Source organism: Variovorax ureilyticus (assembly GCF_037889935.1).
In the GTDB taxonomy this organism is placed as follows: domain Bacteria; phylum Pseudomonadota; class Gammaproteobacteria; order Burkholderiales; family Burkholderiaceae_C; genus Variovorax; species Variovorax ureilyticus.
The window spans coordinates 13,299-36,691 of record NZ_JBBKZU010000024.1 but is presented as its reverse complement, the minus strand read 5'-3'; the positions used below and the strand labels follow the sequence as shown (position 1 = coordinate 36,691).

The window sequence follows — 23,393 nt, the reverse complement described above, 5'->3', positions numbered from 1 at the left end:
CGAACGAGCCGCGTATGCTGCCACGGTCTGCGCCCGGTCGCCCGCTTCCGGAAAAGATGCACCGAGCCGCTACAGTCATGCCCATGCAGCAGAGATTGACCCCCGGCACCGCCCTTCTACTCGCGGTGCCGCCCCTGCTGTGGGCCGGCAACGCCGTCGTCGGCCGTATCGTGCGCGACCTCGTCTCGCCGATGACGCTGAACTTCATCCGCTGGCTGCTGGCGTTCATCGTGCTGCTGCCTTTTGCCGCATCCATGATCAGTCCGAAGAGCCCGCTGTGGGCGCACTGGAAGCGCTTCACCGTGCTCGGCCTGCTCGGCATCGGCTGCTACAACGCGTTCCAGTACCTCGCGCTGCAGACCTCGACGCCGGTCAACGTGACGCTGGTCGGATCGAGCATGCCGCTGTGGATGCTGGCGACGGGGACGCTCTTCTTCGGCGCGAAGATCACCGGGCGCCAACTGTTCGGCGCCGCGATGTCGATGGCGGGCGTGCTGCTCGTGCTGAGCCGCGGCCACTGGGAGCAGCTCGCCGCACTGCGGCTGGTGCCCGGCGATCTCTACATGATGCTGGCCACCATCTCCTGGGCGTTCTATAGCTGGCTGCTGTCGCGCACCACCGAGCCGGCCGAAGCGCGCCGCGACTGGGCTTCGTTCCTGATGGCGCAGATGGTGTTCGGGCTCGCCTGGTCCGCGACCTTCGCGGCCGGCGAATGGGCTGTGACCGATGCACACATCGACTGGGGATGGCCGCTGGCCGCCGCGCTGGTGTTCATCACGCTCGGCCCGGCGCTTCTGGCCTATCGCTGCTGGGGACTCGGCGTGGAGCGCGCCGGTCCGCAGACGGCCGGGTTCTTCAGCAATCTGACGCCGCTCTTCGCTGCGCTGCTTTCGGCGGCCTTCCTCGGCGAGGTGCCGCAGTGGTTCCACGGCGCCGCATTCATCCTGATCGTGGGCGGGATCTGGGTGTCGTCCCGCCGCTGATTCTCAGAAGGTCCCGGTGAACGCGCCGCCGTCGGCCAGCACGTTCTGGCCCGTCATATAGGCCGCATGCACGCTGCACAGGAACGCACAGATCGCGCCGAACTCGGCCGAGGTGCCGAAGCGCCCGGCCGGAATGGTCTTCTGTCGTGCGGCGCGGATCGTCTCGATGTCCTTGCCGGTCTTCTTCACGGCGCCTTCCATCGTTCCACGAAGGCGATCGGTATCGAAGGCGCCGGGCAGCAGGTTGTTGATCGTCACGCCCTTGGCCGCGATGCCCGAGCGCGCGAGCCCGGCGACGAAGCCGGTGAGCCCGCTGCGCGCACCGTTGCTCAGGCCCAGGATATCGATCGGCGACTTCACCGCGCTGGAGGTGATGTTGACGATGCGCCCGAAGCCGCGCGCGGCCATGCCGTCCACGGTGGCCTTGATCAGCTCGATCGGCGTGAGCATGTTGGCGTCGACGGCCTTGATCCATGCTTCGCGGTCCCAGTCGCGGAAATCGCCGGGCGGCGGGCCGCCGGCATTGGTGACGACGATGTCGAAGTCCTTGTGCACCGCGAAGGCGGCAGCGCGGCCTTCCACGGTGGTGATGTCCGCCGCCACGTGCTTCACGAAGGGCTTGGCCGGATGCGTCGCGGCAACGGCTTCCAGCGATTTCGCCGCCGCTTCGAGCGCCTCGGCGCCGCGCGCCACGATCACCACGTTGACGCCGTCGCGCACCAGCGCTTCCGCGCAACCGTAGCCCAGGCCCTTGCTGGCGCCGCAAACGAGCGCGGTCTTCCCTGCGATTCCCAAATCCATGCTGTGTCCTCCGGGCTCAGCGGCCCATGCGTGTGAATACGAAGATGCCGGCGATCACCAGCGCAGTGCCGGCTGCGATCCACGCTGTGAAGGGTTCGCCGAGGATGACGACCCCCATGAGGATGGTCGACATGGGCCCAACCATACCCGTTTGCGCCGCCATGGCGGGGCCGATGCGTTCGATGGCCATCATGACGGCAAGGACCGGGAGCGCGGTGCACACCGTCGCGTTGAGGATCGACAGCCAGATGACCTGGGGCGCCACGTCGAAGGCCGAACCGACCGGCCGCAAGAGCACGAACTGCAGGATGCACAGCAGGCAGGCCACGCTGGTCGCGAGGCCGACGAGGCGCAGCGAGCCCAGCCGTTTGACGAACTCGCCGCTCGCGACGAGGTAGATGGCATAGCTCACCGCGCTCAGGAACACCAGCAGCGCGCCCCAGGCGGCGGAGGCGGTCTGGCCCAGCTGCACTTCGTGGCCGAAGACCAGCAGCACCCCGCAATAGCTGATCGCCATCCCCACGAACTGGCCGCGCGTGATGCGCCGCCGGTAGACGATCCAGCCGAAGAGCAGCACGAGCGTCGGGTTGAGATAGAGGATCAGCCGCTCCAGGCTCGCAGTGATGTAGGCCAGCCCGGCGAAGTCCAGGAAGCTCGACAGGTAGTAGCCCGAGAAGCCCAGCCCCAGCACGCCGAACCAGTCGCGCCGCGTGAGCGGCGGCTTGCCGCGCCCCGCCCACCACGCCATGACCGCGAAGAGCGGCAGTGCGAAGAGCATGCGCAGCATGATCAGCGTGACCGCATCGACGCCGTAGCGGTACGCCAGCTTGACGATGATCGCCTTGCCGCTGAAGGCGATCGCGCCGAGCGTCGCCAGCGCGAGGCCCGGCCCGAGACGCCTGTGTGCGTGCGGCTCCGCCTGCACCCGTCAGAACCCGGCCGCGAGGCCGTCGCGGCGTGCGTCGCTCGCGGCGACGTAGCCCTCCACCGACGGGTCGCCGGCACGCCAGATGAACTGGCCGGCACCGAAGTCCTGGTAGGAATCGTTGATGACGTCGACCTTGTGGCCCAGTTCGGCGAGGCCCTTCACCGTTGCAGGGTTCATCGCCGCCTCGGCGTTGATCTCCACGCCGGAGTTGAAGCGCCAGCGCGGCGCATCGCAGGCCGCCTGCGGGCTCTGGCGGTAGTCGAGCATGCGCACCAGCGTCTGCATATGGCCTTGCGGCTGCATGTTTCCGCCCATCACGCCGAAGCTCATCACCGGCGCGCCGTCCTTGGTGAGGAAGGCCGGGATGATGGTGTGGAAGGGCCGCTTGCCCGGCGCGACCACGTTCGGGCTGTCGGCCTTCAGGCTGAAGCCGTGGCCGCGGTTCTGCAGGCTGATGCCGAACTCGGGCTCCACGCAGCCCGAACCGAAGCCCATGTAATTGCTCTGGATGAAGCTCACCATCATGCCGTTCTCGTCGGCCGCGGTGAGATAGATCGTGCCGCCCTTGACCGGGTTGCCCGCCTTGAAGTCCTGCGCCTTGTTCAAGTCGATCAGCTTGGCACGCGAAGCGAGATACGCCTCGTCGAGCATTTGCAGGGGGGTCACCTCCATCGACGAGGGGTCGGACACATAGCGGTAGGTATCGGCGAAGGCGAGCTTCATCGCTTCGATCTGCAGGTGCTGCGAGGCGACCGAATCCACCGGGATCGACGCGATGTCGAAGTGCTTCAGGATGCCGAGCGCGATGAGCGCCGCGATGCCCTGGCCGTTCGGCGGAATCTCGTGCAGCGTGTAGCCGCGGTATTCCTGCGCGATCGGCTCGACCCACTCGGGCTTCCAGTTGGCGAGATCGCTCACCTTCAGGGTGCCGCCGTTCGCGGTCGAGAACTTTTCGAGCGCCGCCGCGATTTCGCCGCTGTAGAAGGCCTCGCCCTTGGTCGCCGCGATCGCCTTCAGCGCCCGCGCGGCCGCCGGGAAGCGGAACAGCTCGCCGACCTCTGGCGCGCGACCCCACGGCAGGAAACCCTGCTCGAAGCCCGGCTGCGATCGCAGGATCGGCGTCGCCGCAGCCCACTTCTGCTGGACCACCGGCGGCATCAGGTAGCCGCGCTCCGCGATCTCGATGGCCGGCGCCATCAGGTCCGCGAAAGGCAGCTTGCCGAAGCGCTCCGACAATGCAACCCAGCTCCCCACCGCGCCGGGAACGGTGACCGAGTCCATGCCGCGCTGCGGCGGCGTGGCGGCGTCACTACCGTACTTGCGGCGGAAGTAGTCCGGCGTCCAGGCCTGCGGCGCCGAACCGGAACCGTTCAGGCCATGCAGCTTCTTGCCATCCCACAGGATGCAGAAAGCATCGCTGCCGAGGCCGTTGCTCACCGGCTCGACGATGGTCATCGCCGCTGCGGTCGCGATCGCCGCATCGACAGCGTTGCCGCCCTGATACAGGATGCGCAGCCCGGCCTGCGAGGCCAGAGGATGCGAGGTGGAGACCACATTGCGCGCGAAGACCGGAATGCGCGTGGAGCTGTACGGATTGGCGTAATCGAATTTCATGGGCGTCCTTCTTTCAGTCACCGGTGATCTTGCGTTCGACGATGATCTTTTTCCATTTCGCGGCGTCCTCGGCCACCATGCTGGCGAACTGCGCCGGCGTGCTCGTCGTGGGTTCGATGCCCAGGCGCGAGAGCTTGTCCCGCATCTCCGGATCGGAGAGCGCCTGGTTCGCCGCCGTGTTGATCCGCGCCACCAGGTCCACCGGCAGCCCCTTGGGGCCATAGAGGCCGAACCAGGTGTTCGATTCGAAGCCCGGGAGCGTGTCCGCGATCGGCGGCAGCTCGGGCGCGAGCGGGCTGCGCTTGAGCGAGGTCACGCCGAGCGCGCGCAGACGGCCGTCACGCACATGCGGCATGCCGGTGGGCAGCGAGTCGAAGAGCACATCGACCTTGCCGGTGATCAGATCGGGGATCGCCAGCGCCGTGCCCTTGTACGGGATATGCGTCACGAAAATGCCGGCCTGCGCCTTGAACAGCTCGGCCGTGAGCTGGACGATGGTGCCGTTGCCGCTGGACGCGTAGTTGAGCTTGCCGGGGTTCTTCTTCGCGTGGTCGATCCATTCGCGCACCGTCTTCGCGGGCGAGTTGTTCGGCACCAGCATGATGCTCGGCGCATCGCCGACATGCGCGATCGGCGTGAAGTCGCGCACCGTGTCGTACGGCACCTTGCTGATGAACGGGCCGATCGAGTGCGTGCTCGTGGTGGCCAGCAGCAGCGTGTAGCCGTCGGCCGGGGCCTTGGCCGCCATGTCGGAGCCGATCGCGCCGCCGGCGCCGGGCTTGTTGTCGATCACCAGCGTGCCGCCGAGCTTCTCGCCCATCTTCTGGGACAGGGTGCGCGCGAACAGGTCCGTCGCGCCGCCGGCCGGGAACGGCACGATCAGCCGGATCGGCTTGGTCGGAAAGGCCTGCGCCATGCTGGCGGACGAAGCAGCGAGGCACAGCGCGGCAGCGCAGGCCTTGAGGAACTGGTGGCGTTTCATGGATCTGGATTGTGTCCCTGTGATGAAGCTCGAATCCTATGCAGCGCGGGCACATCAAGCCAGATAATCCGTTTTATCGAACTATGAGCCTTGCTTATGGCAAGGACGCGGATGGAAGAGATCTCCCTGCAACAGCTCCGGGCCCTGGCGGCGGTGGCCGAATCGGGCAGCTTCACGCTCGCGGCGGAAGCCCTGCAACTCACGCAGCCGGCGATCAGCCATCTCGTCAAGCGCATGGAGAGCGAGCTCGGCCAGGCGCTGGTGGTGCGCGGCCGCCGCATCCAGATGACCAGCGCGGGGCAGATGATGGTCGATACCGCCGTGCGGGCGCTGCGGCTGATCGACGAATCCGTTGGCGCGTGCCGCTCGCAGTCGCAGTTGCGCGAAGGGCGCGTGGTGCTGGCGGTGGGCCATCTCACCGCCGGTGCGCTGCTGCCGCCGCTGCTGCGCCGCTTCTCGGAGAACCGCCCCGGGCTCGCGACCACGCTGCTCGACAGCACCGCGGAGCAGATGATCTCGCGCGTGCTCACGCAGGAGGCGGACCTCGGCTTCGGGTCGGACATCGGGCAGACGCATTCCGAGCTCGCCACCGAGCCGCTCTTCACCGAACGCATGGGCCTGTTCATGCGCGAGGACCATCCGCTGGCGCAGCGGGTGGTGATCGATGCTAGGCAGCTCGACGGGCTGCCCTTCATCCACGTCAATCCGGATGCCAATGTGTGGCGGTCCGTGAGCCGGATGCTCTCCAGCACGGCGAATGTCTATCCGCGTGTCGTCCACCACGTCTCGATGCTTTCGACCGCGTTCGGCCTCATCCAGGCCGGTGCCGGCGTTGCACTCTTGCCGCGCTACGTGGAGGTTCTGATGCCGGCCAACCTGCGCGCCGTCACGGTGACGCGGCCTGCGCTCGAATACCAGGTGGTGGCGATTCGGCTCGCCAAGCATCCGCTCAGTCCGGCCGCGATGGCCTTTTTGGCGATGGCGCGGCAGCACATGAAACCGCGGAAGTAGTTCACCCCCAGCCTCGCCCACTTCGTGTGGCTCGGACACCCCTCTCCGGGAGCAACCCCGACGGCCCGGCGAAGCCGGTTCCGTGGGGTTCCTGATCCGTGCCTGAAAAAGAAACGGCACCCGAAGGTGCCGCTTTGCGAAAAGGAAGATCGGCTGGCGATCAGGCCTCTTCCTCGTGGAAGGCTTCCTCGCGTTTGGACTTCACCGCAGGCAACAGCACGATCACCAGCAGCAGGAGTGCAGCGGCCAGCAGGCCCGCCGAGATCGGGCGCGAGACGAAGACGACCCAGTCACCACGCGACAGCAGCAGCGCCCGGCGCAGGTTCTCTTCCATCATCGGACCGAGGATGAAGCCCAGCAGCAGCGGCGCAGGTTCGCAGCCCAGCTTGAAGAACATGTAGCCGATGAAGCCGAAGGCCGCCACCATCCAGATGTCGAAGGTGTTGTTGTTGGTCGAGTACACCCCGATCGCGCAGAACAGCACGATGGCCGGGAAGAGGAACTTGTACGGCACCGACAGCAGCTTGATCCACATGCCGATCAACGGCAGGTTCAGGATGATCAGCATCGCATTGCCCAGCCACATCGAGGCGATCAGGCCCCAGAACAGCTCGGGGTTGCTGGTCATCACCTGCGGGCCCGGCTGGATGTTGTGGATGGTCATCGCGCCCACCATCAGCGCCATCACCGCGTTCGGTGGGATGCCCAGCGTCAGCAGCGGGATGAACGAGGTCTGCGCGCCGGCGTTGTTGGCCGACTCGGGCGCCGCCACACCGCGGATGTTGCCCTTGCCGAACGGCACTTCGCCCGGATGCAGCTTGGTCTTCTTCTCGATCGTGTAGGCCGCGAAGGCTGCCAGCAGCGCGCCGCCGCCCGGCAGGATGCCCAGCGCAGCGCCCAGGCCCGTGCCGCGCAGAACGGCCGGCAACATGCGCTTGAAGTCTTCCTTGGTCGGGAACAGGCCCGACACCTTGGCGGTGAAGACCTCGCGCTCATGCTCGGGACGCGACAGGTTGGCGATGATTTCGCCGTAGCCGAACACGCCCATGGCGATGGTCACGAAGCCGATGCCGTCGGTGAGTTCGGGGATGTCGAAGCTGAAGCGCGCGACGCCCGAGTTCACGTCGGTGCCGACGAGGCCCATCAGCAGGCCCAGCACGATCATGCCGATCGCCTTGAGCAGCGAACCCGAGGCCAGAACCACCGCGCCGATCAGGCCCAGCACCATCAGCGAGAAGTACTCGGCCGGGCCGAACTTGAAGGCCAGCTCGGTCAGCGGCGGCGCGAACGCGGCCAGAATCAGCGTGCCGACGCAGCCCGCGAAGAACGAGCCGAGGCCGGCCGCGGCGAGCGCCGGGCCCGCACGGCCCTTGCGCGCCATCTGGTAGCCGTCGATGACGGTCACCACCGAGGACGATTCGCCCGGCAGGTTGACCAGGATCGCGGTGGTGGAGCCGCCGTACTGCGCGCCGTAGTAGATGCCGGCCAGCATGATCAGCGCCGACACCGGAGGCAGCGCATAGGTCGCCGGCAGCAGCATCGCGATCGTCGCGACCGGGCCGATGCCCGGCAGCACGCCGATCAGCGTGCCCAGGATGCAGCCGATCAGGCAGTAGAGAAGGTTGGTGAAGGTGAAGGCAACGCCAAAACCTAGCGAGAGATTGGTGATCAGATCCATGGCGCAGTCCTCAGCCCGTGATGAAGGTCGGCCACACCTGGATCTGCAGCTTCAGCGCCCAGATGAAGGCGACGTAGCTGCCGACCGCCAGAATGGTGGCAAGGACGAGCACATCCTTGAGATTGAAATGCTCTCCCGCGAGGCTCGAGATGATCACGAGCGCGTAGATCGCGATAATCATCCCCATGGCCGGCACGCCAATGCTCGGCAGACCGCCGAGCAGCACGCCGAAGGCGAGGTTGGCGCCGATGATGTAGGCGACCTGCTTCCAGGCCCACTTGCCGATCTTCTCGCCGTCCTCGGTCTCGACCGTGAGGCCGGTGAACATGACGCCGAGCCCGATGATGGCCATCAGGATGCCGAGCATCAGCGGGAAGTAGCCCGGGCCCATGCGGGCGCCGGTGCCGACGTTGTACGTCGTGGCACCCCAGGCGAAAGCGACTCCGACGACGGCGAACATCACCCCCGAGAAGAAGTCTTTCTGACTCTTGATTTTCACGAACAGTCTCCACGAAAAAATTCGATCGCGAATTGTGGAGTCAGCCAAAAGTCAGGTCGATGTGGATTCCACCTACCGGGATTTGAGGGTTATCCCTGCCCCTGCTTCTCTAGAATGCGGCCCCTTTCACTCATGCCCCGCGCTGCCGCTCCCTCATGGACATCGTCGTCAACGAAGAACTCAAGGCCTATATCGACCCGTTGACCGCCGAGGAGGAAGAGTCGCTCGAACGCAGCATCCTCGAGGAAGGCTGCCGCGACGCGCTCGTGCTGTGGGGCGATGTGCTCGTGGACGGCCACAACCGCTACCGCATCTGCCAGAAGCACGGCGTGCCGTTCCAGACGGTGCAGAACACGCGCTTCAAGTCCATGGCGGACGTGCACCTCTGGATGATCGAGCAGCATCTCGGCCGCCGGAGCCTCTCGGACTTCCAGCGCGGCGTACTGGCACTGCGCAAGCGCGAGATCGTGTCCGACCGGCGTTCGCGCACCGCGCCTCCGGCGGACGATGCCGCAACAGCCGCCGGAGATGCCGGGTCGCCCGGCCGCGAAGCCGCCGTCGCCGCGGATGCACCGCCGCCCGCGCCGTTCGAAAGCCGCGAAGCCCTGGCCAAGGCCGCGCGCCTGAGCAGCAACCAGGTGGTGATGATCGAAAAGATCCAGAAGCAGGCCGCGCCCGAAGTCGTCGCTGCCGTCAAGGCCGGCACCATCTCGATCAACGCGGCAGCGGCAGTGGCGACCCTTCCGGCCGAAGAGCAGGTCGCCGCAGCGACCGGCGGCAAGGAAGAACTGAAGCAGGCGGCCAAGCGGGTTCGCGAATCGAAGCGCAAGCCCCGGGAGGAGCCCGCTGTCACATCGGATGAGCCGAGACAGATCGATGAACTGCAGATCCTGCGACAGCGGGTCGCCGAGCTGACCGCAGAGAACGAATCGCTGCGGCGCCAGTTGGCCGAGCTGTCTGTGTCGCAAGCCCCGGTATAGGCTCGGCGATCGCCTGGAAAGTCAGTGCAGCATGCCGTGCACGGTGTCTGCCGATTTCTTGAGTTGCCGGGCCATGCCGCGGCTGAGGCGGGACTCCTCGCGATGGTTCAGAAGGTCGATCAACCAGCCACCTGCAACGAGCAATGCCAGGGCGCCAATCGTGAAAACTTCAGAGTCCATGTCGTTCCCCCGAGTCGTCGATGGGTGCGACTGTGCGCCTCGCGAGGGCCTCTGGGAATCATCCAAAAAGCCGATGTTGCTATCCGCGCCGACCGTGAAATTCTTCCTTTTTCCGCCCCCCTGAGTGGAGGCGCGGCAAAGCTATTCGAGTGGGGGCGTGGCGCTGAGCACTTCCTCGATGGTGGTCAGCCCTTCGGCGACCCGGAGCGCGCCGGCCAGGCGCAGCGGCCGCATGCCGTCGGCCACCGCCTGCCGCCGCAGCGGCGCCATGCTCGGCTCCTTGGTGACCTCGCTCTTGAAGGCTTCGGTCACCGTGAGCAGCTCGTACAGGCCCATGCGGCCCATGTAGCCGGTCATGCGGCAGTCCACGCAACCCACCGGCCGGTAGGCGCGCACCGAACCGCTGATCTGCCACGGCGCAACGAACTCCGCGAGCTTCTCGCGCGTGATCGATTCGTCGGGTGCCTTGCAGTGCGGACACAGCGTGCGCACCAGCCGCTGCGCCAGCACGCCGAGCATCACCGCGTTGATGAGGTACGAGGGCACCCCCAGTTCCATCAGCCGCGTGATCGCGCTGGGCGCATCGTTGGTGTGCAGCGTGCTGAAGACCAGATGGCCGGTGAGCGCAGCCTGCACCGCCATCTCGGCGGTGGCTAGATCGCGGATCTCTCCCACCATGATGATGTCGGGGTCCTGCCGCATCAGCGCGCGCAAGCCCTCGGTAAAGCCGAAGTCGAGTTGAGGCTGCACCTGCGTCTGGTTGAACGACGGCTCGATCATTTCGATCGGGTCCTCCACCGTGCTCACGTTGACTTCCTCGGTCGCCACCCGCTTGAGCGTGGAATAGAGCGTGGTGGTCTTCCCGGAGCCGGTCGGGCCGGTCACGAGGATGATTCCGTGCGGCCGCGTCACGAGCTGCTCCCAGCGCTTCGCGTCGTGCTGCGCGAAGCCCAGTGCATCGAGGTCCTTGACCGCGGTGTCCGGATCGAAGATCCGCATCACCATCTTCTCGCCGAAGGCGGTGGGCAGCGTGGACAGCCGCATTTCGATTTCTTCGCCGCGGATGTTGCGGGTCTTGATGCGGCCGTCGAGCGGACGGCGCTTCTCGACCACGTCCATGCGGCCGAGCAGCTTGATGCGCGAGACCATCGCGTTCATCACGCCCATCGGCATCTGGTAGGCCGGATGCAGCACGCCGTCGATGCGGAAGCGGATCACGCCCTGGTCGCGGCGCGGCTCGAGGTGGATGTCGCTCGCGCGCTGGTCGAAGGCGTATTGCCACAGCCAGTCGACCACCTGCACCACGCTCTGGTCGTTGGCGTCGAGCTGCTTGTTGGACTTGCCGAGCTCCACCAGCTGCTCGAAGCTCGCGCTGCCCGCGCTGGAGCCCGCCTTCTGTGCTGCGCGAACCGATTTCGCGAGCGCGAAGAACTCCGCCGTGTAGCGCTGGATATCCGCCGGATTCGCGACCACGCGCCGCACCGAGCGACGGGACTGGCGCGCGACCTCGGGGATCCAGTCGGTCAGGAACGGCTCCGAGGTCGCGACCACGACTTCGCTTGGCGTCACCTGCACCGGCAGCACCTTGTGCCGTTCCGCGTAGGCCGCGCTCATGGTGTCGGCCACCTTGCCCACGTCGACCTTCAGCGGGTCGATGCGCAGGTACGCGAGACCCGCCCGCGCGGCGAGCCATTGGGTGAGCATTTCGAGATCGAGCGGCTTGCCGTCCCCCTCGCGGGTCATGGCAACGCTCGCCAGACGCACCAGCGGCGCCTGCCGGCTCTCGGCCTGCGCGCAACGCGCGAGCGTTCGCTTGGCTTCGTGCGGCGAAATCACGCCATCCCGCGCAAGCCATTCGATGAGGTGCCGCAGGTCGAGCGGCCCTTCGAACCGGGAATCAGAGGAAGGCGAGGTCACAGCGTTCATAGAAGGCGAGTCTGACGGCGCTCAAGCCACGGGCTTGAACACGCGCAGCCATTTGGGAGCGGGCAGACTCCAGCGAGTCTGGATGGTTTGCGCGCGGTCGGCAAGCACGGGCCGTTTCGGCTGGCTGGCTTCGCGCTGCGCCAGCACGACCGTGTTGCCTTCCCGCGTCGGCTTGAAGGCCCAGACCGCTTCCTCCCCGAAGACCGAGACGATCTTCGCGAGGCTGCGCTCGTAGCTGGACGAACGGCCGAAGAGGTTGACGGTCATGCATCCGTCCTCGGTCAGGAGACCGCGGCAGTCGGCATAGAAGTCTTCGCTGTCGAGTACCGGCGCTGCGGCCTCGTGGTCGTAGAGATCCACCTGCAGCGCATCGACGGTGCCGAGCCATTGCGGCTGGCGGATCTCGGTGGCCGCGTCGGCGACCACGATCTGCAGCTTGGCATCGTCCGCCGGCAGCTTGAACCAGCCCCGGCACGCCGCGACCACCTGCGGATTGAGCTCGATCGCGGTGGTGCGCATGCGAAGCTGCTTGCGGCAGAACTTGGTGAGGCTCGCGGCCCCGAGCCCGAGCTGCATCGCATGCCGCTTCGCGACGCTGGCCGGGTCGACGAACAGCAGCCACGCCATCATGCGCTGCACGTATTCGAGCTCGATGTCGAAAGGCGCGTCGAGCTTCATCGAACCCTGCACCCACTCCGTGCCCAGGTGCAGGTAGCGCACGTCTCCCCAATCGGAGAAGTTGACTTCGGGGAGAGAGACTTTCATGGAATGTCCAGATACCTTTCAAACACTTCGCGCCAGGCGCGGACCTTGCGCTCGAAGCTCCACGATGCGTTGGCAGGGCTCGACGAGGGCAGCCGATGGACCGGCACCCCGAGCGTGCGCGTGTGCTTTGCATGCTTGAAGCTCTCGCCGCCGTTGTGCGCGATGGCTGCGAGCTTCGGCAGACGCAGGCTCACGATGTCGTTCACGACCGCGTCGCGGATCGCCGTATCGAGGCTGCCTTCGCGCCGGCAACTCGCGTAGACGTCCCATACGCCAAGTCCTCGGTCGAGCAGCCACCCGCTACGCTTTTGATAGCTATCAACGCCCAGCGGGAGCGGCTTTGCGGGCCACAGGGCCTGCAAAATCTTCCAGAAATGATTCTGCGGATGAGCATAATACCGCTGCTCCGTGATCGATCGTTCGCCGGGAAAGCTGCCGAGGATCAACAAGGCGGTGTTCTCGGACACGATCGGTGCGAGGCCCGTGAGCACGGCGTCCGCGTCGACTGGGCGCGAGGCTGGCTTATCCATAACGCTTGCCGGTGTGAATCGCTGGCACTGTGAGGAGAAGAACTTGAATACGGAAGCGATCTGGACGTTCATCACGACGCAGGGCGTCGATTTTGGCCTGAAAGTCATCGGCGCACTGATCGCCTGGGGCATCGGCCGGTGGCTCATCGGCCTGGCCCAGAGGCTCGTCGGCAAGGCGCTCGAACGCGGCAAGCGCATGGACCCGACCTTGAGCAACTACCTGGTCTCGATCCTCGGCGTGGTCCTGAACATCGTCCTGATCCTCGCGATCCTCGACATGTTCGGCATCCGCACCACCTCCTTCGCGGTGCTGCTGGCCGGCGCGGGCCTGGCGATCGGCACCGCCTGGGGCGGCCTGCTCACGCACTTCGCGGCCGGGGTGTTCCTGCAGGTGCTGCGACCGTACCGCGTGGGCGACTTCGTCACCGTCGGCGGCGTGACGGGTACCGTCAGGGAACTGGGCCTCTTCGGCACCACGCTCATCTCGCCCGACAACACCGTCGTGACCGTCGGCAACAACAAGGTCTTGTCGGAGACGATCCAGAACTTCAGCACGCTGCAGTGGCGACGTGTCGACGTCACGGCCAAGATCGCGAACGGCGTGGACGTCGGCGACGCCATCCAGCGGCTCAAGGCCGCGGTGAGCGAAATCCCGAACGTCTCGAAGGAGCAACCGGCGGACGTGGAGATTCTCCAGTTCACGCCCGAGGGCCCGTTGCTCGCGGTGCGGCCCTATACGCACACCGATCATTACTGGCAGGTCTACTTCGACACGCACAAGGCGATCGTCAAGACCTTCGGCGCCGCCGGCTACCCGCCGCCCGAGACGCCGCTGGTGCAGCGCCACCTGACGCCCCCGCCGATCAAGCCGGCCTGAAGCCCCAGAAAAGCGAAACCCGCCTACAGGCGGGTTTCTTCATTGCGGCGCGCAGAACGCGCCGTACTCAAGGCTTCTTCGCGTCATGCTGGGCCGTGCCGGGGATGTGCTCGCCGATCTTGTCGCCGGTCTTGCGGGTTGCATCGGCGGCCGCACCGCCGGCATCGCTGACCGCCTTGCCGGTCGCGTGCGCGCCCTTCTTGGTGGCGTTCCAGGCCTTCTTGCTGCCGCTCTTGGTGGCGTCCCAGGCCTTCTCGCCCCCTTGCTCGGTGGCCTTCACCGCCTTCTTGGTGCCGCTCTTGGTGGAGTCCCATGTCTCCTTGCTGGCGTTTTCGACCTTCTCGGTCGTCGTGGGCGCTGCGGTGTTCTGCGCCAGGGCCGGCAATGCGACCGATGCGACGGCGAGTGTCAATGCGGCAGGAAGGATGCGGATGGAAGTCTTGTTCATCTTGTAAAGCTCCTTGCAAGGTTGGAGTGGCTTGATTGCCACCGGTGCACACACAGCAATTCAACGACTGTGCAGAGCCCAAGGATGACATCGAAAGCGCACTCCCCGGCCGCTGCCGCGCAGGTCGAGCGATCGGCCTACGCGGTGCGCAGCATACCCGCCGACGCGCCGACCAGCGAAGACAGACGTGGCAGCGCCTCCATCGCATTGCGGGTGGTGGCCTCGGCCAGCGCTTCCACCGACATGCCGCGGAGGTCGGCCACCACTTGGGCGATGCGCGGCAGTTCGCCGGGCTCGTTGCGCCCCTGCGGCTGGCCGGCATCGCGCTGGGCCTGCGTGCGGTAGATCCACTGCGGCTGGATGTCAGGCGAGTCGGTCTCCATGACGATCGCCTCCAGCGGCACGGCCTGCGCCAGCCGCCGCAGTTGCAGGGCCCGCTCGAAGGTCACCGCGCCGCCAAAGCCCAGCTTGAGCCCGAGATCGATAAATGCCTGCGCCTGCTGCCCGCTGCCATTGAAGGCGTGCGCGATGCCGTGCCAGCGCTGCCCCGGCGCGACCTGGCGAAGATGCTTCAGCACCTTGTCGACCGACCGGCGCACATGAATGATTACCGGCAGTTCATGCTTGCGTGCAAGCTGCAACTGAGTGTGAAAGAACTTTGCCTGCCGGTCGGCGTCGAGGCCTGGGGCGAAGAAGTCGAGCCCGATCTCGCCGACCGCCACCAGCCGCGGGTCGTCGCGCCGGCGCACCAGTTCGGCGTCGAGGTCGTCCAGATGCTCATCCAGCGCCTGTCCGGTGCACATCGGATGGATGCCGAGCGCATAGACGTCGCCCTGGCGCTGTGCCAGCTCGCGCACCGCAGTGAAATTGAAGGCTGCCACCGCCGGAATCACGCAAAGCCCGACGCCGAGACTGGCTGCGCGCGCCCTGATCCGGGGCATCTCGGCGCCGAATTCGGGCGCGTCGAGATGACAGTGGGTATCGACAAAGAGGGCCATGCCGCCATCATGCCCCAAGGGCATGCAGACCTCGGGAAAGCGTGCTACCGTGCCTCCTCAAGCGTTCTCTTTTGCCGGAGGTGCCCGATGCGCAGGCCTGCTTTCTACAGCCGCTCGCCCAGAGAGCCGCGCCACGCGGCAGAGCCCGGGGCGACCATGGCAAAGAGCGCGTCGGACGGTTCCGACACCACGCCATCGCAACCTGCACAAGCCGCAGCCACTCCCCAGACACCCCAGCGCTGGCAACCCGGACGCCGCAGCTTCGCGCTGCTCCTCGCACTCGTCGTCGGCATGGGCGCGACGGTTGCGGTCATGTGGCCCAAGGCCACACGCCAGTACACGCAGAAGGACATCGACCAGGCGGTGCTGCGCACCCTGCACACCACCACCCTGCCCTCGCCCGCTGCCAAGGCGGCCGAAATCATCCGGCCCTCGGTGGTGCGCGTGGTCGGCTACGGCACCGAGAAGACGACGCCCGACGCCAAGGTCGAGAAGCGCGGCCGCAATCTCGCCAAGGGCAAGCCGGCCGAGGCGCCCGCGGACGAAGCGCCCGGCCAGCAGGTGGAGCGCGGCGTCGGCACCGGCGTGGTGATCGTCGACAAGGGAATCATCCTGACCAACCTGCATGTGGTCGCGGGCTCCGAAACGATCAAGGTGACGTTCTTCGACGGCCTCGAATCGCCGGCCACCATCACAGGCGTGCAGCCCGAGAACGACCTCGCGGTGCTGCAGGCGCAGAAGCTGCCGGACGATCTCATCCCCGCCACGATGCGTTCCACCGCCGACCTGCAGCCGGGCGACCAGGTCGCCGCTGTCGGCTTCCCCTTCGGCATCGGACCTTCGGTGTCTGCCGGCGTAGTCTCGGGGTTGAAGCGCTCGTTCCGCTCGCCCGAAGGCAAGCAGGAGCTGGGCAACCTGATCCAGTTCGACGCCGCGGCCAACCCCGGCAATTCCGGCGGTCCGCTCATCAACATGGACGGCGAGGTGCTCGGCATCGTCACCGCCATCCTCAACCCGACCCAGCAGCGCACCTTCATCGGCATTGGTTTCGCCGTGCCGATCGAGAACGCAGCATCCGCCGCCGGCTCGCCGCCGTTCTAGACATGCTCACCCCCAGCCTCGCCCACTTCAAGTGGCTCTGCGCCCCCTCGCCGGGGTCGCTCCCGGCGGCCCGGCAAAGCCGGTTCCGCGGGTGCCCGCGGACGGGCCTGCTGCGCGGCCGGGGGGTTTGCGAATGCGTGGTGATGAAGAGTTGAACAAAAGAGAAAGAGTCCACTCATGAGCACAGACACCGAACCGACCTCCGCATCCACGGCCGAGCTGATGGAGCAGATCCTCTATCAGGTCAAGCGCGTCGTCGTCGGCCAGGACCGGTTTCTCGAACGGGTAATGGTGGCGATGCTCGCCAATGGCCATCTGCTGGTCGAAGGCGTGCCGGGATTGGCGAAGACGCTGACCGTCAAGACGCTCGCCGACACCGTGCGCGGGCAGTTCAAGCGCATCCAGTTCACGCCCGACCTCGTGCCGGCGGACTTGGTCGGCACCCGCATCTACAACCAGAAGACGGGCGATTTCAGCACCTCGCTCGGCCCGGTCTTCGCCAACCTCCTGCTGGCCGACGAAATCAATCGCGCACCGGCGAAGGTGCAGAGCGCGCTGCTCGAAGTGATGCAGGAGCGCCAGGTCACGATCGCCGGCGAGACGCACCCAGTGCCGCGCCCCTTCCTCGTGATGGCGACGCAGAACCCGATCGAGACCGAGGGCACCTACCCGCTGCCCGAGGCGCAGGTGGACCGCTTCATGATGAAGGTGCTGGTCGACTACCCGACGGACGAGGAAGAGTTCGTGATCGTCGAGCGGGTGATCGGCCCGCCGGTCGCGGCCATGCCGGTGGCCACCACGGAGCAGCTCGCCGCGCTGCAGGCCGAGGCGCGCCGCGTCTATGTCGATCCTTCGCTGATCCAGTACGCGGTCCGGCTCGTGTCGGCCACGCGCACGCCGGAGAAGCACGGCCTGAAGGACCTGCGCCGCTTCATCACCTTCGGCGCGAGCCCGCGCGCAAGCATCAGCCTGACCGAAGGCGCACGTGCGCTCGCACTGCTGCGCGGCCGCAGCTACGCGCTGCCCGAGGACATGACCGCGCTGGTGCCCGACGTGATGCGGCATCGCGTCACGCTGTCCTACGAAGGACTCTCCGAAGGCTTCACGCCCGACAGTCTCATCGACAAGATCATGCGGGCCGTGCCCGCGCCCGCAAAACCGCTCGAGCATGAAAAGCTGGTGGCCTAAGCGCGGGAAAGCCGCCAACGACGAAGCCCTCGCGGCCGCCGAGGCGGCGGCGAGCGGCGTCGAACGCGCGCTGCGCCGGCTCGAATGGACCGTGATCCGCCGCCTCGACGGCCTGCTGCAGGGTGACTACCGCACGCTGATGCGCGGTGCGGGTCTCGACCTCGCCGATCTTCGCGAGTACCAGCACCACGACGATGTGCGGCACATCGACTGGAACGTCACCGCTCGGCTGCAGACGCCCTACGTGCGCGTCTTCACCGAAGATCGCGAGATGGCCGCCTGGTTCGTGCTCGACCTGAGCCGTTCGGTCGATTTCGGCTCCGGCGTACGCGCCAAGCGCGAGATCTCGGCGGGTTTCGTCGGCGTGATCGCGCGGCTGCTCACCCGGCACGGCAACCGCGTCGGCGCGATGGTCTACGGCAACGATATCGAGGCGGTGATCCCCCCGCGCACCGGCCGCCGGCATGTGCTGCATCTTCTCCACGCGATGGAACGCCGTGCGCCGAAGGCGGAGGTCGCCCAGCAGGGCATGACCCGGCTGGCGGATCTGCTCAAGTCGGCCGCCGTCCTGATGCCGCGCCGTTCGACCGTGTTCGTGGTCTCCGATTTCCTGAGCGAGCCCGGATGGGAGCGCCCGCTCGGCCATCTGGTGCAGCGCCACGACGTGGTGGCGGTGCGCCTGTTCGATCCGCTCGAACTCGAGCTGCCGGACCTTGGCCTCGTGCCCCTGCGCGATGCCGAAACCGGCGAGCAGCTCTGGGTCGACACGCACGACGCCGGTTTCCGCAAGCGCTTTGCGCGGCTTGCCACAGAGCGCGAAGTCGCGTTGCGCGAATCGCTGGCCAAGGTGGGCGTTGACACGGTGGAACTCTCGACCGACGATGACTTGGTGGAGGCCATCGTGCGATTCGCCGACATGCGAAAGCGGCGCGTGCGCACGGGGCTCGCAAACTCGACCGTGGTGGCAGCATGAATTTCCTCTGGCCCCAATTTCTCTGGCTGCTGCTGGCGCTGCCGCTGCTGGTGCTCCTGTACCTGTGGCTGCTGCGGCGCAAGAAGAAACTCGCGCTGCGCTATGCGAGCCTGTCGATCGTGCGCGAGGCGATGGGCGCGAGCCAGACGATCCGCCGGCACATCCCGCCGTTCCTCTTCATGCTCGCGCTGGCGGCGATGCTGGTCGCCGCCGCGCGGCCGATGGCGGTGGTGGTGCTGCCGTCGAACCAGCAGACCATCATCCTGGCGATGGACGTCTCGGGCAGCATGCGCGCCGCCGACGTGCAGCCCAACCGGCTGGTCGCCGCACAGGAAGCGGCCAAGAGCTTCATCAAGGAACTGCCGCGCACCGTGAAGGTCGGCATCGTCGCGTTCGCCGGCAGCGCGCAGGTGGCTCAACTTCCGACCACCAACCGCGAAGACCTCGTCACCGCCATCGATTCCTTCCAGCTCCAGCGGGCGACGGCGACCGGCAATGCGATCGTGGTGTCGCTCGCCACGCTGTTCCCGGAGGCGGGCATCGACATTTCCGACTTCGGCCCGCAAAGCCGCGAGCGCGGCACGCCGATCGATCGGGCCGGCAAACAGGCGAACAAGGAATTCACGCCGGTGGCGCCGGGCTCGTACACCTCCGCCGCGATCATCATGCTGACGGACGGCCAGCGCACCACCGGCGTCGATCCGCTCGACGCGGCCAAGGTGGCGGCCGATCGCGGCGTGCGCGTCTACACCGTGGGCATCGGCACGGTCGACGGCGAGACCATCGGCTTCGAGGGCTGGTCGATGCGCGTGCGGCTCGACGAGGAGACGCTCAAGGCCATCGCCAACAAGACCAACGCCGAGTACTTCTACGCGGGCACGGCCACCGATCTGAAGAAGGTCTACAGCTCGCTGAGTTCGCGCCTGACCGTGGAGAAGAAAGAAACCGAGATCTCGGCCCTCTTCGCCATGGCGGCCGCCGGCCTCGCGCTGCTCTCGGCCGGACTCTCGCTGCTCTGGTTCAACCGCATCCTCTGAGCTGCGGCTCGTCGCCCCAAGGCCGAGGCTGCGAAGAGCAGCGGCACAATCGCGGCGAAAGGAAGGACTCCACTCGATGTTTGATCTCAAGGGCAAGGTCGCGCTCGTCACGGGCGGCAACGGCGGTATCGGGCTCGGCATGGCCAAGGGGCTGGCACAGGCCGGTGCGCGTGTCGTGATCGCCGCGCGCAATGCGCAGAAATCGGCAGCCGCGGTCGATGCGCTGAAGGCGCTGGGCAGCGAGAGCTTCGCGCTCGAAGCCGACGTCACGAACGAGGACTCGGTGAAAGCGCTGTTCGACCAACTCGCGGCGCGCTGCGGCCAGCTCGACATCCTCGTCAACAACGCCGGCACCACGGTGCGCAAGCCGGTGGACCAGCTCGCGCTGGCCGAGTGGAACCAGGTGATGGACACCAATCTCACCAGCGCCTTCCTCTGCTGCCGCGCGGCGCACCCGCTGCTCAAGGCGGCCGGCGGCGGGAAGATCATCAACATCGGCTCGATGATGTCAATCTTCGGCGCGCCCTACGCGCCGGCTTACGGCGCCAGCAAGGGCGGCATCGTGCAGCTCACGCGCGCGATGGCGGCTTCGTGGGCGGCGGATGGCATCCAGGTGAACGCGGTGCTTCCGGGGTGGATCCAGACGGAGCTGACCGATGCCGCTCGCGCACAGGTGCCGGGGCTCAACGAACGCGTGATCGCGCGCACCGCCGCGGGACGCTGGGGACAGCCGCAGGATCTGGCGGGAATCGCGGTGTTCCTCGCCAGCGGCGCCTCGGACTTCATCACCGGCACGGCGATCCCGGTGGACGGGGGCTACTCGATCGCGGCCTGAACGCCGCCGATCGTCGAGGCCTCAGCCCGCCAGCCTCCCCGCCGTGAGCCGCAAAATGCGGTCGCAGCGGGCCGCCAGGCTCTCGTCGTGCGTGACCATCACGAACGCGGTCCCGCGCTCGTGCGCCAGGCGCAGCATCAGCGCAAACACCGCATCGGCCGTCGCGCGATCCAGATTGCCGGTCGGCTCGTCGGCCAGCACGCAATCGGGGTGCGTGACCAGCGCACGCGCGATCGCCACGCGCTGGCGTTCGCCGCCCGACAGCTCCGCCGGACGATGCTGCACACGCTCGCCGAGGCCCACCGCGCGCAGCATCTCGGCCGCCACCTGATGCGCTTCCGAGGGCAGCATGCGCCGGATCCGCAGCGGCATCGCGACGTTGTCGAGCGCGGTGAATTCCGGCAGCAGGTGATGGAACTGGTAGACGAAGCCCAGGTGCATGTTGCGCAGGCGGCCCTGCTCGGCCGCGTCGACCAGCGCCATGTTCTCGCCATGCAGCTCGACACTGCCGCTGGTGGGCGCGTCGAGGCCGCCCATCAGGTGCAGAAGCGTGCTCTTGCCGGAGCCGGAGGCGCCGACGATGGCCACCGTCTCGCCCGCATGCACGTCGAGGTCCACGCCGTGCAGCACGGTGAGGTCGATGCTGCGGCCTTCGTTGAAGCGCTTGGTCAGCCCGCGGACCTTCAGCACCACATTGTTCTTGTTGGCCTCACTCATAGCGCAGCGCCTCCGCGGGGTTCACGCGGCTCGCGCGCCAGCTCGGATAAAGCGTGGCGACGAAGGCGAGGATCAGCGAGATCACGGTGATCGGGATGATGTCGCCGCGCTGCGGATCGCTGGGCATCTGGCTGATGAGGTAGATGTCCTTCGGCAGGAAACTGGCGTGGAAGAGCCGCTCCAGCGCCGGCACGATCACGTCGATGTTGTAGGCGATGCCCAGGCCCAGCAGCAGCCCGCCGAGCGTGCCCATGACGCCAACCATCGCGCCCTGCACGACGAAGATGCCCATGATGCTCTTCGGGCTCGAACCGAGTGTGCGCAGGATCGCGATGTCCGCGCGCTTGTCGGTCACCGTCATCACGAGCGTGGACACGAGGTTGAAGGCGGCCACCGCGACGATCAGCGTGAGGATGATGAACATCATGCGTTTCTCGACCTGCACCGCCGCGAACCAGGTCTTGTTCGCGCGCGTCCAGTCGCGGATCAGGAACTGGCCCGGCAGCGTCGCGGCGAGTTCCTCGGCCACTTCGCGCGCCTGATGCAGGTCCTTGAGCTTGAGGCGCACGCCGCTCGGTCCTTCGAGACGGAAAATGCGCGCGGCATCTTCCTCGTGGATCATCGCGAGCGACGAGTCGTACTCGTAGTGGCCTGAATCGAAGGTGCCGACCACGGTGAACTGCTTGAGGCGCGGCACCACGCCCGCCGGCGTGACCTGCCCGCCCGGTGCGACCAGGGTGACCTGATCGCCTTCACGCACGTACAGCGAGCGCGCGAGTTCGATGCCGAGCACGATGCCGAACTGGCCCGGCACCAGCTTGTCCAGCGCGCCATGCTGCGTGGTGGTCGAGAGATCGGTCACCTGTCCTTCGAGCTTCGGCTCGATGCCGCGGATGATCGCGCCCTTCATGTCTTCGCCGCGCGCGATCAGCGCCTGCGCAGCGATGAAGGGCGCGACGCCGACCACCTGCGGGTTCTTGCGGGCCTGGGCCATGATCGCGTCGATGTCGCCGAGGGCCTGGCCGTCGCGCGAGAAGATCTCGATGTGCGAGATCACACCGAGCATGCGGTCGGTCACTTCCTTCTGGAAGCCGTTCATGACGCTCAGCACGATGATCAGCGCCGCCACGCCGAGCGCGATGCCGAACATCGACACGCCGGAGATGAAGGAAATGAAGCCGTTGCGCCGCGTCGCCCGGCCCGCCCGCGTGTAGCGCCAGCCGAGTTGCAGTTCGTAGGGGAGTCGCATCAGGCCTCCCGACGGGTCGCCCCGAAGGAGGTCCGCGCCCCCTCGGGGGGCAGCGAATACACGAAGTGAGGAGCGTGGGGGCAGGTCATCCACGGATTTTGGCATCCCGGACAATAGGCCCATGTCTGCGCCCCCCTCTCCCCGCCATTTGTTGATTCCGTTCGCCGGTCGCAGCTCGCCCGCCTGCCGCGAAGCCCTCGCGGGTCTGCGGCTGCCGAAGCTCGAGGCGCTGCTTTCGCGGCTCGCGCTGGTCAGCGGCGATACGCAGGATGACATCACCCTTTCGCCTCCCCATGAGCGCGCGCTCGCCAAATCGATCGGCATTTCGGCAGCCGACGGCTGCATCCCGTGGGCGGCGCTGGAAGCGCGCAGGCTCGGCCTCGCGCCCACGGACGCCGGCGCGAGCTGGGGCGCAGCGACGCTGTGCCACTGGCAGGTCGGCATCGACGACGTGGTGCTCGGCGATCCCTCGGCCATCGAGATCGATGCCGCCGAATCCGCCGCGCTGCTCGCAGTGGCGCAGCCTTTCTTCGCCGAGGATGGCATCGCGCTGCACGCCTCGTCGGCGCCCGGCCGCTGGCTGGCCTGCGGCAAGATCTTCGACGGTCTCGCGACGGCATCGATGGACCGCGCCGTGGGTTTTCCGATCTCGGAGTGGTCACCGCTGTCCGATGCGGCGCGACCCCTGCGCCGCCTTCAGAACGAAATGCAGATGCTTCTCTACACCGAGCGCGTGAACGACGAGCGCGCGGCGCGAGGCGTGCCGCCGATCAATTCGTTCTGGCTCAGCGGGACCGGGAGCCTGCCAGCCTCGTTCATCGGCCTGCCTTCATCCGAGCCGGAGGTGGTTGGCGACCTGCGCGCGCCCGCACTGCGAGACGACGGCGCCGCGTGGGCTGCGGCATGGCAAGCGCTCGACCAAGGCCCGATCTTCGAGCTGATCACGGCCTGCGCGAATGGCGCGGACGTGGCGATCACCCTCTGCGGCGATCGCGGTGCGCAGTGCTTCGGCGTGCAGTCGCGCGGCATCGGGCAGCGGCTTCGCAGCATGTTCAGCCGGCCCTCGGCTGCCGCGGTGCTCGGAGGGCTGTGA

24 protein-coding genes are annotated in these 23,393 nt (G+C 67.0%); 10 read left to right on the top strand and 14 right to left on the bottom strand.

Features of this window, described 5'->3' with window-relative positions; all coding sequences use genetic code 11:
• Positions 1-83: 83 nt before the first annotated feature.
• Positions 84-983, top strand: coding sequence for a DMT family transporter (locus WKW77_RS32390; protein WP_340361002.1), 900 nt, complete (start codon positions 84-86; stop codon positions 981-983).
• 3 nt (positions 984-986) lie between these two features.
• Here WKW77_RS32390 and WKW77_RS32385 read toward each other — a convergent pair whose 3' ends face one another.
• Genes WKW77_RS32385 through WKW77_RS32370 form a run of 4 tightly spaced genes read right to left on the bottom strand, consistent with a single transcriptional unit; the run spans position 987 to position 5,308 of the window.
• Entirely contained in the window at positions 987-1,784 is a 798-nt protein-coding gene (locus WKW77_RS32385; RefSeq protein WP_340361001.1) for an SDR family oxidoreductase, read from the bottom strand.
• A gap of 16 nt (positions 1,785-1,800) precedes the next feature.
• Entirely contained in the window at positions 1,801-2,709 is a 909-nt protein-coding gene (locus WKW77_RS32380) for a DMT family transporter (protein ID WP_340361000.1), read from the bottom strand.
• A 3-nt stretch (positions 2,710-2,712) separates the two neighbouring features.
• Positions 2,713-4,326: a gamma-glutamyltransferase family protein gene (locus WKW77_RS32375; RefSeq protein WP_340360999.1), complete on the bottom strand. Its 1,614-nt coding sequence runs from the start codon at positions 4,324-4,326 to the stop codon at positions 2,713-2,715.
• Between the two features lie 13 nt (positions 4,327-4,339).
• Positions 4,340-5,308: a tripartite tricarboxylate transporter substrate binding protein gene (locus tag WKW77_RS32370; RefSeq protein ID WP_340360998.1), complete on the bottom strand. Its 969-nt coding sequence runs from the start codon at positions 5,306-5,308 to the stop codon at positions 4,340-4,342.
• Between the two features lie 96 nt (positions 5,309-5,404).
• Between WKW77_RS32370 and WKW77_RS32365 the strand changes: the two genes are divergently transcribed.
• Complete coding sequence (locus tag WKW77_RS32365) at positions 5,405-6,319, top strand: LysR family transcriptional regulator (protein WP_422823308.1); 915 nt, start codon at positions 5,405-5,407, stop codon at positions 6,317-6,319.
• Positions 6,320-6,479: 160 nt separating this feature from the next.
• On the opposite strand, the gene WKW77_RS32360 is transcribed toward WKW77_RS32365, so the two are convergent.
• Both WKW77_RS32360 and WKW77_RS32355 read right to left on the bottom strand, forming a co-directional pair.
• Entirely contained in the window at positions 6,480-7,997 is a 1,518-nt protein-coding gene (locus WKW77_RS32360) for a tripartite tricarboxylate transporter permease (protein ID WP_340360996.1), read from the bottom strand.
• A 10-nt stretch (positions 7,998-8,007) separates the two neighbouring features.
• A complete protein-coding gene (locus WKW77_RS32355; RefSeq protein ID WP_340360995.1) occupies positions 8,008-8,496 on the bottom strand; it encodes a tripartite tricarboxylate transporter TctB family protein in 489 nt (162 codons plus the stop codon).
• Positions 8,497-8,651: 155 nt separating this feature from the next.
• Here WKW77_RS32355 and WKW77_RS32350 point away from each other — a divergent pair, with 155 nt between their 5' ends.
• Entirely contained in the window at positions 8,652-9,476 is an 825-nt protein-coding gene (locus WKW77_RS32350) for a plasmid replication/partition related protein (RefSeq protein ID WP_340360994.1), read from the top strand.
• Positions 9,477-9,497: 21 nt separating this feature from the next.
• Here the strand turns inward: WKW77_RS32350 and WKW77_RS32345 are convergent, their stop codons facing one another.
• From WKW77_RS32345 to WKW77_RS32330, 4 genes are all read right to left on the bottom strand, one after another.
• A complete protein-coding gene (locus tag WKW77_RS32345; protein WP_340360993.1) occupies positions 9,498-9,656 on the bottom strand; it encodes a hypothetical protein in 159 nt (52 codons plus the stop codon).
• Positions 9,657-9,797: 141 nt separating this feature from the next.
• Entirely contained in the window at positions 9,798-11,582 is a 1,785-nt protein-coding gene (tfpB, locus tag WKW77_RS32340; RefSeq protein WP_340360992.1) for a type IV pilus assembly ATPase TfpB, read from the bottom strand.
• 21 nt (positions 11,583-11,603) lie between these two features.
• Positions 11,604-12,347, bottom strand: a complete 744-nt coding sequence (locus tag WKW77_RS32335) for a class I SAM-dependent methyltransferase (RefSeq protein ID WP_340360991.1) — start codon at positions 12,345-12,347, stop codon at positions 11,604-11,606.
• Positions 12,344-12,877 (bottom strand): DNA-deoxyinosine glycosylase, encoded by a 534-nt coding sequence (locus WKW77_RS32330; RefSeq protein WP_340361037.1) that lies wholly within the window; start codon positions 12,875-12,877, stop codon positions 12,344-12,346. Before WKW77_RS32330 ends, WKW77_RS32335 begins: the two co-directional genes overlap by 4 nt.
• Before the next feature lie 43 nt (positions 12,878-12,920).
• Between WKW77_RS32330 and WKW77_RS32325 the strand changes: the two genes are divergently transcribed.
• Positions 12,921-13,754, top strand: a complete 834-nt coding sequence (locus WKW77_RS32325) for a mechanosensitive ion channel family protein (protein ID WP_340360990.1) — start codon at positions 12,921-12,923, stop codon at positions 13,752-13,754.
• A 67-nt stretch (positions 13,755-13,821) separates the two neighbouring features.
• Here the strand turns inward: WKW77_RS32325 and WKW77_RS32320 are convergent, their stop codons facing one another.
• Positions 13,822-14,202, bottom strand: coding sequence for a hypothetical protein (locus WKW77_RS32320; RefSeq protein ID WP_340360989.1), 381 nt, complete (start codon positions 14,200-14,202; stop codon positions 13,822-13,824).
• A gap of 137 nt (positions 14,203-14,339) precedes the next feature.
• Positions 14,340-15,200 carry a TatD family hydrolase gene (locus WKW77_RS32315; RefSeq protein WP_340360988.1) on the bottom strand — a complete coding sequence of 287 codons (861 nt, stop codon included), beginning with the start codon at positions 15,198-15,200 and terminating at the stop codon, positions 14,340-14,342.
• An 87-nt stretch (positions 15,201-15,287) separates the two neighbouring features.
• Here WKW77_RS32315 and WKW77_RS32310 point away from each other — a divergent pair, with 87 nt between their 5' ends.
• From WKW77_RS32310 to WKW77_RS32290, 5 genes are all read left to right on the top strand, one after another.
• A complete protein-coding gene (locus WKW77_RS32310) occupies positions 15,288-16,301 on the top strand; it encodes a S1C family serine protease (protein WP_340360987.1) in 1,014 nt (337 codons plus the stop codon).
• Between the two features lie 177 nt (positions 16,302-16,478).
• A complete protein-coding gene (locus WKW77_RS32305) occupies positions 16,479-17,489 on the top strand; it encodes an AAA family ATPase (protein ID WP_340360986.1) in 1,011 nt (336 codons plus the stop codon).
• On the top strand, positions 17,470-18,462 hold the full coding sequence (locus WKW77_RS32300; RefSeq protein ID WP_340360985.1) for a DUF58 domain-containing protein: 993 nt from the start codon (positions 17,470-17,472) through the stop codon (positions 18,460-18,462). Before WKW77_RS32305 ends, WKW77_RS32300 begins: the two co-directional genes overlap by 20 nt.
• The gene (locus WKW77_RS32295) at positions 18,459-19,499 is read left to right on the top strand and encodes a VWA domain-containing protein (RefSeq protein WP_340360984.1); all 1,041 of its coding nucleotides are present in this window, start codon (positions 18,459-18,461) and stop codon (positions 19,497-19,499) included. Before WKW77_RS32300 ends, WKW77_RS32295 begins: the two co-directional genes overlap by 4 nt.
• Positions 19,500-19,575: 76 nt before the next feature.
• Entirely contained in the window at positions 19,576-20,334 is a 759-nt protein-coding gene (locus tag WKW77_RS32290; protein ID WP_340360983.1) for an SDR family NAD(P)-dependent oxidoreductase, read from the top strand.
• Between the two features lie 21 nt (positions 20,335-20,355).
• On the opposite strand, the gene lolD is transcribed toward WKW77_RS32290, so the two are convergent.
• Both lolD and WKW77_RS32280 read right to left on the bottom strand, forming a co-directional pair.
• On the bottom strand, positions 20,356-21,051 hold the full coding sequence (gene lolD, locus WKW77_RS32285; RefSeq protein ID WP_340360982.1) for a lipoprotein-releasing ABC transporter ATP-binding protein LolD: 696 nt from the start codon (positions 21,049-21,051) through the stop codon (positions 20,356-20,358).
• Entirely contained in the window at positions 21,044-22,300 is a 1,257-nt protein-coding gene (locus WKW77_RS32280; RefSeq protein ID WP_340360981.1) for a lipoprotein-releasing ABC transporter permease subunit, read from the bottom strand. Before WKW77_RS32280 ends, lolD begins: the two co-directional genes overlap by 8 nt.
• Before the next feature lie 121 nt (positions 22,301-22,421).
• Between WKW77_RS32280 and WKW77_RS32275 the strand changes: the two genes are divergently transcribed.
• Positions 22,422-23,393: a hypothetical protein gene (locus WKW77_RS32275; protein WP_340360980.1), complete on the top strand. Its 972-nt coding sequence runs from the start codon at positions 22,422-22,424 to the stop codon at positions 23,391-23,393.